This window comes from Streptomyces monticola, from assembly GCF_042665355.1.
GTDB classification, from domain to species: Bacteria; Actinomycetota; Actinomycetes; order Streptomycetales; family Streptomycetaceae; genus Streptomyces; species Streptomyces monticola.
Map to the genome: position 1 here is coordinate 32,146 of NZ_JBHTCF010000009.1, position 11,881 is coordinate 44,026.

An 11,881-nucleotide genomic window follows, 5' to 3' on the forward strand; every position below is an offset into this window, starting at 1 on the left:
GACGGAAGTGCTTTCGCCATCTCCGGGGGAGTTGAGGAGGAACCTGCTGGTCGTGGGCGGTGCGAGCCAGTCGGGAGCCATCTGGGAGCCACCCCGCGATCGCGATGGTGACTGGTTACCTCGGCCGCTCGTGCTCTCGCAAAAGTTTCAAGATCTTTATGTTCTGGGCGGCTCCGGGGTCCGATCGGACGAGTGAGGTGATCAGCAGGGCCACGGGCCAACTGCGGGTCATCGCGCGGGTGAGGCCGTTGCCTCTCGGATGGCACGGGGGCGGCTCGGCGGTGGCGCTGAAGTGGCGCGGCGGGCTGGCGTGATGGCGGCGATCCAACCGCCCGGCTCCCTGGGAGTTCGCCATGCACCGTACATCCGCCCCTCTGCCCGTCGCCTACTCGGCGCGAGCTACTCCTTTTGAGGCCGTCGAGGCGGCCTTCCTCGAACTCGCCCGCAGCGCGACGCCCCTCACCCTGCCCGGCCATCTGCTCCGAGCGAGTGCGCCGTCGGGTGAGGTGGCTATCGACCGAATGCGAGGGCGGTTGGCGCACCCGAGCACGACGGTTGAAGATCGCGCCCGGATCTGGGCGGAAGTCGTGCGGCGGGCGCAGAAGTTCGCTGAGCCGTGGTCGACCGCTGCTCTGGGAATGATGATGCCGCGTATGCGGAGGCTCCTGGTGCGCGTGCCCCGGCACGGGTGTGTGGATCGCTGCGAGATCGAGCAGGAGATGCTCGCGGAGCTCACCGAGGAGTTGTGCGTCGTCGACTGGCGGGACCCGGAGCTGGAACGGTGTCTGGCGCGGGCCGTTGACCGAGCGCGGCATCGTGTCCTGTACGCGGCGGCTCGCTCGGCGCGCGCTGTGAGCGTGGACTGCTTTGACGACGTGGAGGACCTCGCGCGAGGACTCGTCCCTGATGTGGCGGACGCCTTTGCCGCAGAGGATGCGGGTGACGAGTACGGGCTGCTCGTTATGGCCGTACACGAGCACGTAGTCACGCTCCAAGAAGCCCAATTGGTCGCCCGAAGCCGCCTGGGTGGAACGCCAATGCGTGACCTCGTGGGCGGCCCCGGCCGCTCGCTGCGCCAGTTGTACAGGCAACGGCAGGACGCCGAGCAGAGGCTGGCGGAGTGGCTGCGGGCGCGCAGCGCCGTGGCACAAGACGACGGCACGCTCTCCCATCTCTAGACGAGAGCCGCCGTGCCATCGCGGCTCTCCGCCGTGGTGGGTGTGCAGCGTCTCGTGCTGACACCCGAGAAGCCTGCCGGTCCCCCTCTCCTGCGAGGAGGTGCGCGTGCCGGCGCGCTGCCCCCGCACACCCACTGCGGCGTCCTTCCCTCACGTCTCGACTTCGCGCATCCGGTCTCGGAGGAGGTGTTGCACGTGTCCCACTCACATGGAAGGCACGGCCGCCGGCTGGCTCGTACGGCCTTCGTGGCTGCGGCTGCGATCGTCGCGCTGCTCGCCGACCCGCCCGCCTCGTGGGCGGTGGCCACGGTGCCGGAGGTGATCTCGAATCTGCGGAACTGGATCGTGGGAATCCTCGCGGGCCTGGCCACTCTGTTCCTGACATTCGGCGGAGTGCGCTATCTGATGGCCGGCGGCGACCCGGGCGAAGTCGAAGGAGCGAAGCGAGCGTTGAAGTCGGCGGCGATCGGCTATGGCCTCGCCATTCTTGCCCCGGTTCTGCTCACTGTCCTCAAGAGCATCGTGGGGGCCGGGTGATGAAAGTCCGCCTGAGCGGTATCACTCGTGGGCTTCTGCTCGTCGGCGTCGTGCTGTTGCAGGCTGCCCCGTCCACTTCGGTGGCGTACGCAGCTGCGGCGCCGGTTGCCGCAAGCGTGCTCCCTGCCGATCCCGAGCCCGAGCCGGGGCCTGGCCCCACCCCCGGGCCGCGACCTTCGCCCCAGCCCGATCCGGCCCCTGGCCCCACCCCGCCCCCGGATCGGCCAACACCAGGCCCTGATGACCGGCCGCAGGAGCCGGAGCCGACCCCAGGCCCGACTCCACCCGCGTGTGAGGTGGGTGGCTTTCCCTGCGACAAGGGCACCACCTGGGGTCTCTTCGATGTCCCAGGGATGATCGTGAACGGGATCACGGCGTTCCTCGGCATGCTCATCGAGCAGGCCATGAAGCCTCTACGGGAAGTCCTCGCCGACACGCTGCTGTCCACGCCTGACGTCACCAGGCAAGGTGACATCAAGCGCCTGTGGGCGGGGTCACTCGCTATGGCCGCCGGAATCTACGTGCTGTTCGTGACGGTGGGCGGCGTCACGGTCATGGGATACGAGACCGTGCAGACCCGGTACGCCGTCAAGCAGATCGCTCCACGGCTGCTGATCGGAATCATCGCGGCGTCGATGTCTCTGACCGTCATGGGCAAGGCCATCAGCGTCGCGAACGCCCTCTCGCATGCCGTGTTGGGCACCGACATGAGCGATGCCGGGAAGGGCTTGGTGGAGCGGGTCGTCCCCTTCGCACTCGGCGGAGTCGCGGGGCTGAAGCTGTACCTGCTTCTGATCGCCGTCGTCACGATCATCATGATCCTCGCGGTGGTGATCGGCTTCATCGTGCGGGTCGCGCTCATCGCCGTGCTGGCCGTTGCCGCCCCAGTCGCGCTCTCCTGCCACGCCCATCCGGCAACGGACCCTGTGGCGCGTCTGTGGTGGCGTGGCCTCGCAGGCTGTCTGACCATCCAGGTCGCCCAGTCGATGACGTTCATCGTCGCTTTGAAGCTGTTCTTCGCGCCCGGTGCCACCTTGCTCGGGTTTCCCAAGCCCAACCAGCTCGGCACGATGCTGGCCGGTCTTGCTCTGTTCTGGGTGCTGTTCAAGATCCCCGGCTGGTGCATGCGGGTCGTATTTCGTGCCACCCCTGTGAGCCCGCAGATGCCCATGCCTGTGCGCATCGTGCAGACCATCGCGATGTGGCGACTCCTTGGCCGGGCCATGCCGGGGCTCTTCGGCCCAGGCCGGCGGCCCGGCGGTGGAGGCGGTTTCGGAGGGGGCGGAGGTCCACGTGGTGGAGGCGGGGGCGGCCATGGCGGCGGAGGCGGCCCGGGTGCTGGTGTCGGCCGCGGGCCACTTCCAGCACTCGGAGGACCGGCTGGGTTCTTGCTGCGTGGCGGCCGGGCGCTGGCTGAGGGGGTTCGGGGCCGACGATCGGCGGCTCCGACCACACCCCGCCGCCCTCCCAGGGCCAATGGTCCGGCGGCCCGCCGAACTGCCGCTGAGCCGACATCGAAGCCAGCGCCGTTGCCGTCGCCAACCCCGTCGTCGTCACCGACCGCCAGCTCGCGGGCAGCAGCACCGGCACACCGCACCGCACCCACCTCAACGAAGAGGGGGCCCGAGAACCCACGTTCGGTGGTCCATCCCTCACAGGCCCGCATCACCCGTCAGTTGGAGCTGCCGATACCGGTGAGCAGAGTGCCGGGCCGCCCCTCAGGCTCCGGACCCGGTCCCGGCCAGGGGCGGCAGCCGGCCAGGGAAACGCGCCGACCGAGTGTCCCAAGACCGATCGCTCCGCCACCTCCAAGCACCCTGCCTCCTTCAAGCTCTCCGGCCCGGCAAACCGACGCCACGTCGCGATCGACACCGCAATCGCAACCGAAGCCGAGGTCTCCCGGTCGGCAGCTGGCCCTACCGATCCCCGCGCCCCGAGTGCGTGTGCGTCCGGCACGTCCCATGCAGCTGCGGCTGCCCCTTGAGCGTCCGCGCTCCTAGCGCCCGTCCGGGAGGTGACCGCCGTGAGCGGCCCCAACGATGATTCGTATGAGCACTACTCGGTTCGCATTCCCGCCGACATCGAACGCGAAGACCGCATTCTTGGTCCGCTGTCCGCTCGTCAGACGGCGATTCTCGCCGTGTTCGCGCTGGTCCTGTACGGGGGCTACTGGGCAGCTCGCCCGTTCATGGCGCCTCTGGCGTACCTGGTGCTGGTCACCCCCATCGCGGGGATGGGTACGGCGATTGCCCTTGGACGCCGAGAGGGGCTGACCCTCGACCGCTTCCTGCGCGCCGGGATCGCTCATGCTCGTACGCCCAAGCAGCGTGTTCACGCTCCGGAAGGTGTTCCGCCGCTGCCGGACTCTGTGAGAGCCCAGTTCGCCGGTGCTGCCGACAGGCCGCCGACAGCCATGCGCATGCCGTACGAGGGTGTCACAGACACGGGGGTCCTGGACCTGGGACGGGACGGCCAAGCGGCGCTGGCCACCTGCTCAACGGTCAACCTCGACCTGCGCTCCGGGGCCGAACAGCACGGCCTGACAGCCGCGTTCGCCCGCTGGCTCAACTCTCTGACCGGGCCGACCCAGATCCTCCTCCGCTCCCACCGGATCAACCTCGGCCCTCTCGTGGACCGGATCCACCACATCGCACCGGAGCTGCCACATCCTGCGTTGGAGAGTGCCGCCCGAGCACACGCCTCGTTCCTGACCGATCTCGCCGAAGCAAGGGATCTGGCCGCACGGCAGATCGTGATCGTGACACGCGAAGGTCGTACCGCCGGGGCCTCCGACGCCGGAGGTCGTGCAGCGCAACGGATCAGTGAAGCGGCACGCGGTCTGGCAGCGGCCGAGATCGAAACTGTCGTGTTGGACGCCCCACAGGCCGCCAGCCTCGTCACCAGCGCCTGCAATCCGGACGATCCTTCCCTCCCCGGCGGCAACGAGCATGGAGCAGAGACGGAGGAGCCGTGTTCCGGCTGACCAGCACCCGCCGGTCCTCCCGGACCGGTCACATCAGTCATCAACCCGTCTCCGCCCGCGAGTTGATCGAGATTGCAGGACCGGAAGCGATCGAGGTACACGCCCGCTGCCTCGCGGTCGGATCGCATTTGGTCACCACGTTGGTGGCGACCGGCTACCCGGCCGAGGTCAGCCCTGGCTGGCTGGCGCCCCTGCTCAACTATCCCGGTCGCCTCGACGTCGCTCTCCACATCGAACCCGTCCCCAACGCCGTCGCGGCCTCCGGGCTGAAGAAGCAGCGCGCCCGGCTGGAGGCAGGCCGGCGGACTGGCTTCGAGAAGGGCCAACTGGACGACCCGGAGGCCGAAGCAGCCGCCCAAGACGCCGCCGACCTCGCCTACCGGATCGCCCGCGGCGAAGGAAAGCTCTTCCGCGTCGGCCTCTACCTGACCATCCACGCGGGCGACGAGAACACGCTCGCCGCCGAGGCCTCCGCAGTACGGGCCATCGCCGAGTCCCTCCTCATCAGCACTGCTCCCACGACCTATCGGGCGCTTCCAGGCTGGCTGTCGACCCTTCCCCTGGGCATCGACACCCTCAAGGTCCGCCGTACGTTCGACACCGCCGCCCTTGCCGCTTGCTTCCCCTTCACCAGCCCTGACCTGCCACCGGCCGTCGACGCGGACGGCACACCGACCGGCGTCCTGTACGGACTGAACTCGGCATCCGGTGCACCTGTGATCTGGGATCGCTTTGCTCAGGACAACTACAACTCGATCACCCTGGCCCGCTCCGGCGCAGGCAAGTCCTATCTGACCAAGCTGGAGCTGCTGCGGCTGCTGTTCACCGGTGTCACCGCATCGGTGGTCGACCCCGAGAACGAATACGTCCGGCTCGCCGAGACCGCCGGCGGCCATGTGCTGCGGCTCGGTGCTACGGGCGTCAGGATCAACCCCTTCGACCTGCCTCTGGGAACCGAGCCGGACCTGCTCATGCGCCGGGTGTTGTTCCTCCACACCTTCCTGGCTGTGCTGCTCACCACCGAGTTCACTGCGGCGCAGAAAGCGGCCCTCGACCGCGGGATTCTCGCGGCCTACGCACGAGCGGGGATCACGACGGACTCACGCACCTGGCGCCGTACGCCTCCCATTCTTGCTGATCTCGCAGTCGCACTCGCCGAGGACGAAAGTGCCGCAGCAACCGAACTGGCCGACCGGCTCGCTCCGTACATCGGCGGCTCGCACGCCGGCTTGTTCAACGGCCCCAGTGCGACGCCCGCCACCGGGCACCTGGTGGTCTTCGCCCTGCGTGACCTGCCAGAGGAGGTCAAAGCGCCGGCCATGCTGCTCGCGCTGGACGCGATCTGGCGGCAGGTCTCCCGCAGTGACCGAACCGGCAAGCACCTGGTGGTGGTCGACGAGGCGTGGGTGCTGATGCGCGAAGGCGCAGGGGCCCGCTTCCTTTTCCGTATGGCGAAGGCGTCGCGCAAACGTTGGACCGGCCTTGCCGTCGTGACGCAGGACGCCGACGACGTCCTGTCCTCGCCACTGGGCCGGGCGGTGGTGGCCAACTCCGCCACCCAGATCCTCCTCCGCCAGGCCCCTCAAGCCATCGACACGATCAGCGACAACTTCCATCTTTCCCACGGGGAACGGGCCTTCCTGCTGTCTGCAGGGAAGGGCGAGATCCTCCTGCTCTCCGGCCAGCGCCACAAAGTCGCACTTCTCAGCGTGGCAGCGCCGGGAGAACACGAAGTGATTACTACTGACCCCGCTGAGCTTGCCGCGCAGCGCACCGAGGCAGCGGAGTCTGAGGATCCATACGTCGATTGCCCACTTGGTGCCTCCGAACTCACCGGGTGGGCCGAGCTATGACCGCGATGCTGCTCGTAGCGACCCAACCCGGCGGCCTGTTGTCGGAGTTCCTCAGCGATCCCGGCCAACTGTGGGCCCAGCTGACCCGCCCTGCCCTGGTGTGGGCAGGCCGCAACGCTCCCGTCCTCATCGCAGCCGCGATGGCATCAGTGAGTGCAGGTGTATCGGCGTACCGCGTGGTCGATCGACGCCGCTCCCGCGCTCTCGCCGATGACGCGCGGTGCATCACGATCCTCGCCCCGCCCGTCGTCGCCGAGCGCGGCGGAGAGGTCCTCTGGGCCCAACTCTCCGGCCTGCTCCGGCCCTGGTGGCGCCGGCTGATCAGCGGCCAGCCGCATCTCAGCCTCGAATACGCCTGGGACAGCGTCGGAATGACCATCCGCATGTGGACCCCCGCCTCGATTCCGCTGCCGCTCGTTCGCCGAGCGGTGGAGGCCGCCTGGCCCGGAGCCCACACCCGCGTCACCGACCCTCCTGCTCCCATCCCGAACGATCACACCACCACCGCCGGCCGACTGCGGCTCGCCCGCCCCGACGCACTTCCACTTCGCTACGACCACAAGGCGGATCCGCTTCGGGCGCTGCTGCAGGCCGCCACCGGCATGGCCGAGGGCGAGAGTGCCTGCGTGCAGATCCTGGCTCGCCCGGCCACCGGCTCGGCCCTGCGCCGGGTCCGCCGCCAGGCTCGTCGGCTCAAGGCAGGACACACCTCACCTCGGCTCCCGGCCCTCACCGCGCTCCTCATCCACCGACGCCAGCCTGCTGCCACGGGCAAGCAGGACCCCGAGCACGGTGCCGCCGTACGTCAGTCGGCTGCCAAACTTGCCGGTCCGCAGTGGCAGACAGCCATCACCTACGCCGCGGCCTGCGCTCCGAAAACGCCGCGAGGCCAGGACGTCGTACGCGGCCGGGCCCACGCTTTGGCCTCCGCGTTCGGCCTGTACGCCGACCGCAACTGGTTCGTCCGCACACGCCTCACGAATTCTCACCAAGCACTCGCTCTACGCCGCTTCCCCCGCCGTAGCAGCCTGCTGTCGGTGCCCGAACTCGCCGCCCTCGCCCACCTCCCGGCCGACCCGGACGCCCCTGGCGTGCAGCGGGCGGGCGCCCGATCGGTGCTCCCGTCGCCCACCGTGCCCGAACCTGTGCGGGGCAACGGCGTGAAGCCACTGGGGCGATCAGACACCGGGGCCAGGCGTTCCGTCGGATTCACGGTGCCCGACGCCCGGCATCACCTGCACCTGCTGGGCGCGACCGGCTCCGGCAAGTCCACGCTCATCGCCAATCTCGCGCTCGACGACGTACACAACCGACGTGGCGTCATCGTCATCGATCCGAAGGGTGACCTGGTCGCCGATCTCCTCGCTCGGCTGCCCGACTCCTGCGCCGACCGTCTCGTGCTCATCGATCCGGACGATCCGCACACTCCGCCTTGTCTCAACGTCCTGGACGGCACGGACATCGACGTCGTCGTGGACAACATCACCGGCATCTTCCGGCGTATCTTCAGCGCCTTCTGGGGCCCGCGCACGGACGACGTGATGCGGGCGGCCTGTCTCACGCTCCTCAAATACGCAGCCGCGTCAGGCCAGTTGGTGACCTTGGCGGAAGTCCCCCGCCTGCTTGGGGAGCCCGCCTACCGCCTGCGCATCGTCCCCACTCTCAAAGATCCAGTGCTGCGCGGCTTTTGGGCCTGGTACGAGTCGCTCTCCGAGCCGTCCCGCGCGGCCGTGGTCGGACCGGTGATGAACAAGCTCCGCGCCTTCTTGCTGCGCGACTTCGCCCGCCGAGCCATCGCCGCGGGCCCTTCCACCTTCGACCTCGCCCAGGTCCTGGACGGCGGCATCCTCCTCGCACGGCTGCCCAAAGGTGCCCTCGGTGAGGAGACGGCCCGTCTACTCGGCTCATTCATCGTCGCGAAAGCCTGGCAGGCCGCCAGTGCGCGCGCCCGCACTCCCGAACACCAGCGGATTGATGCCTCGTTGAGCATCGACGAGGCGCACAACTTCCTCACGCTGCCGTATCCGCTGGAGGACATGCTCGCGGAGGCGCGCGGCTACCGACTTTCGATGGTCCTCGCTCATCAGCACCTCGCCCAGCTCCCGCGGGACCTGAAGGAGGGCATCTCCGCGAATGCCCGAAACAAGGTCTTCTTCAACGCCTCCCCGGAGGACGCGAGTTCGCTCGAGCGGCACACCCTGCCGACCCTGACCGCGCATGACCTGGCGCACCTCGGCCCGTACCAGGCCGCCGCACACCTGCTGACCGGCGGTGCGGAGTCGGCGGCATTCACTTTCACGACCCGCCCCTTGCCCTCTCCTGTGCCCGGCAGGGCTCGGGCCCTGCGGGACGCGGCCGCTGTCCACTTCGGTGCGCCCCGCTCACCCAGGCGCCCGCTCTGACCATTTCGGAGGTGCTCCGCATGCCCACATTGCCCCGCGCGCATCCAACGCCGGGATCGCCGTACTCCTCACGCACCGTCCTCACACGTCGCCGCACCAGCACACCGTCGCGCCACGCCGACGCAGCCTCGCTCACCCGCCGCCTCACGCCTCGAGATCTGTGGCTGATCGCCATGCTGCACGAACACCGAGTGCTGACCACGGACCACATCAGCATGCTCGCCTTCAGCAGCCTCCGATCCGCCCAGCGGCGCCTGCGCACCCTCCACGACCTCGGCATCCTGGATTCCTTCCGCCCGCAACGGCTCACAGGGTCAGCACCCGAGCACTACACACTCGGCCGTGCCGGCGCCGCCGTTCTCGCGGCTCAAGGAGCCTGCGAACTGGCGGGCACCGGCTGGCGCCCCGACGCAACCGCGCGCATCGCCTATTCACCGTTCCTTGGCCATACAGTCGGCACCAACACGCTCATGGCCCGTCTGTCGGCCCGCGCCCGCACTTCCCCAGGAGACGTCCTCACTCTGTGGCTTTCGGAACGATCCTGCGCCCGCCGCTGGGGGGATCTGGTCCGTCCCGATGCCTACGGGAACTGGACCGCGCCCAGTGACGCCGGCGGCGACGACCTGCTCCTTCCATTCTTCTTGGAGTACGACACGGGCTCGTACCAACTCGCCCGTCTGGAAGCCAAGCTAGACGGCTACGCCGCTTTCGCAACAACCACGGGCGCCAGCCCCGTCCTGCTCATCCACACCCGCACCCAGTCCCGGGACCTGGCGGTACGTCGCCGTCTGGCCGAGCCCGTACGCGGGCTATCCATGCGCGTCGCCACAAGCTCTGCGGACTTCACCACGGCCACCCCGTGGGATCGCTGGTGGACGCCCATTGCGCCGGGAGCTCGCCGTACGACGCTGACCGGACTGGCTGAGCTGTGGACCGCGGCCACCGCGCCCACTGACCTGGAACCCACGGACACAGACACCGTGCTCACCATCCCCGTTCCGCCCCTTCCACCCCCATTGCCCCAATGAACCCGCTCACCAAGGCTGTCGGCAGCATGGGCTGCGTGCTGCTCGCCGTGCCGTTCCTTGTCGCGATCGGGGTGGTGGCCGTACTGGGGACCCTGGCGCCGGGTGGCAGCGCAGGGACTGCCGACGCAGCACCGAGCAAGCACGCGCTGGCCGACATCCCGGCGTTCATGCTCGCCCTCTACCAGCGTGCGGCACCGGAGTGTCCGGGACTGTCGTGGTCGATCCTGGCCGCGATCGGCAAGGTTGAGACCGATCACGGACGGCATCCCACGATGATCTCCTCGGCAGGAGCGGTGGGACCTATGCAGTTTCTCCCGTCGACCTTCAAGGCCTATGCCTACCCGGTGCCTCCAGGCGGCAGGAAGCCACCGACTCCGTGGGACCCCGTCGATGCCGTGTACGCCGCCGCCCGCCTGCTGTGCGCCAACGGTGCCCGCCACGGCCGGGACCTCAACCGATCCATCTGGCACTACTGCGATTATCTGTGGTCTACGGCAGCCGCTCTGCTGGTGGGTCCCCAGGAGCTTACTGACCCGCGCCAAGTGCGGTGTCCTCTGGTTGATTTGACGGCCAGCGGGTGCGGCTGCCGTGGCCCGACCGTTCGGGCGGCAGTGACCTATTAGAAGCCTGGCCCCGGTGCCTCATCGCAGTACTGTCCGCTGCCTGACCGGCAGGGCCAGTCCATCCCACCGCTCGTACGAGGACTTCATGGTCACTTCACCTTCTGTCGCCACGCCCGAATCCGCTCCCGGAGTCGTGATCGGCGTCGACACACACAAACACGTACACGTCGCCGCCGCGCGCGACTTGCTGGGCCGCCGTCTGGACCAGGCATCGTTCGGGACCGACGCCGCCAGTCTGCGCGAACTCCTGGCCTGGGCCGAGGAGTTAGGCCCGATCCGCGCCTTTGGGATCGAGTGCACCGGCTCCTTCGGCCGCGGCCTGGTGCAGCTGCTGCGCGACACCGGCTACACCGTGTGGGAGATCAATCAGCCCAACAAGGCGGCACGTCGGCGCCGAGGCAAGAACGACTGGGTGGACGCGGATGCCGCGGCCATGGCGGTGCTGTCCGGCACGGTGGACATCGTTCCGAAGACCGCTGACGGGACCGCGGAGATGATCCGCACTCTGCAGGTCGCCCGCCGGGGTGCGGTCAAGGCGTCGACGGACTGCATGAACACCATCAAGTCGCTCGTGGTCACCGCGCCGACCGAGCTGCGCGACGAACTCGCCGGCCTGGGCCCCAAGGGGCTCATCGACGCCTGTCTCAATCTGGACTTCGGCCCACTGAACAGTCCGGGAGCGGCCACCGAGTTCGCGCTGCGTCGGCTGGCGGTGCGCTATCAGGCCCTGCAGGCCGAGATGGCTGCGTTCACCGAGGAGATCACCGCGCTGGTCCAGCAGACGGCACCGGACCTGTTGGACCGGCTCGGTTTCGGTCCCGAAACCCTCGGCGCCTTGCTGGTCGCGGTCGGCGACAACCCCGGACGACTGCGCTCGGAAGGCGCATTCGCCAACCTGTGCGGCGTCGCCCCGATCGAGGCCTCCTCCGGCAAGACCAGTCGGCATCGCCTCAACCGGGGCGGTGACCGCAGCGCCAACGCGGCCCTGCACCGCGTGATCCTGGTGCGCATCGGCCAGAAACACCCGCCGACCATGGCCTACTTCCACCGCCGCATCGCCGAAGGCAAGTCCAAACGCGAGGCCATCCGCTGCCTCAAACGCTACCTCGCCCGCGAGGTCTACCAGGTCCTCAAGACCTTGCCACTGACCGCGCCACCACTGCCCGAACCACCCGCCCGGCACCTCACCTTGCTGCCCACCCGCTGACCCACTGTTCCCTCGAGCCGTGCCGCACTCACGCCGCGCGGCCATCTCGGCCTGCCCGCAACCGCTCAGC

The 11,881-nt window shown here is 68.8% G+C and carries 9 protein-coding genes; all 9 read left to right on the forward strand.

Translation table 11 applies throughout. From position 1 onward, the window contains the following. Positions 1 to 353: 353 nt before the first annotated feature. Positions 354 to 1,178 carry a hypothetical protein gene (locus ACFQVC_RS21420; protein ID WP_381832487.1) on the forward strand — a complete coding sequence of 275 codons (825 nt, stop codon included), beginning with the start codon at positions 354 to 356 and terminating at the stop codon, positions 1,176 to 1,178. Between the two features lie 195 nt (positions 1,179 to 1,373). Further along, positions 1,374 to 1,715: a pilin gene (locus tag ACFQVC_RS21425; RefSeq protein WP_465270597.1), complete on the forward strand. Its 342-nt coding sequence runs from the start codon at positions 1,374 to 1,376 to the stop codon at positions 1,713 to 1,715. 353 nt (positions 1,716 to 2,068) lie between these two features. Continuing rightward, positions 2,069 to 3,715, forward strand: a complete 1,647-nt coding sequence (locus ACFQVC_RS21430) for a TrbL/VirB6 family protein (protein WP_381832490.1) — start codon at positions 2,069 to 2,071, stop codon at positions 3,713 to 3,715. A 23-nt stretch (positions 3,716 to 3,738) separates the two neighbouring features. Continuing rightward, the gene (locus ACFQVC_RS21435) at positions 3,739 to 4,698 is read left to right on the forward strand and encodes a PrgI family protein (RefSeq protein ID WP_381832492.1); all 960 of its coding nucleotides are present in this window, start codon (positions 3,739 to 3,741) and stop codon (positions 4,696 to 4,698) included. 62 nt (positions 4,699 to 4,760) lie between these two features. Further along, positions 4,761 to 6,551: a VirB4 family type IV secretion system protein gene (locus ACFQVC_RS21440; protein ID WP_381833134.1), complete on the forward strand. Its 1,791-nt coding sequence runs from the start codon at positions 4,761 to 4,763 to the stop codon at positions 6,549 to 6,551. Between the two features lie 5 nt (positions 6,552 to 6,556). Beyond that, the gene (locus ACFQVC_RS21445) at positions 6,557 to 8,953 is read left to right on the forward strand and encodes a type IV secretory system conjugative DNA transfer family protein (protein ID WP_381833137.1); all 2,397 of its coding nucleotides are present in this window, start codon (positions 6,557 to 6,559) and stop codon (positions 8,951 to 8,953) included. Between the two features lie 20 nt (positions 8,954 to 8,973). Next, entirely contained in the window at positions 8,974 to 9,981 is a 1,008-nt protein-coding gene (locus tag ACFQVC_RS21450) for a replication-relaxation family protein (RefSeq protein WP_381832495.1), read from the forward strand. Further along, positions 9,978 to 10,604 (forward strand): lytic transglycosylase domain-containing protein, encoded by a 627-nt coding sequence (locus tag ACFQVC_RS21455; RefSeq protein WP_381832498.1) that lies wholly within the window; start codon positions 9,978 to 9,980, stop codon positions 10,602 to 10,604. The genes ACFQVC_RS21450 and ACFQVC_RS21455 overlap by 4 nt, the downstream gene beginning before the upstream one ends. A gap of 133 nt (positions 10,605 to 10,737) precedes the next feature. Continuing rightward, a complete protein-coding gene (locus ACFQVC_RS21460) occupies positions 10,738 to 11,811 on the forward strand; it encodes an IS110 family RNA-guided transposase (RefSeq protein ID WP_381832501.1) in 1,074 nt (357 codons plus the stop codon). The last annotated feature ends 70 nt before the right edge of the window (positions 11,812 to 11,881 follow it).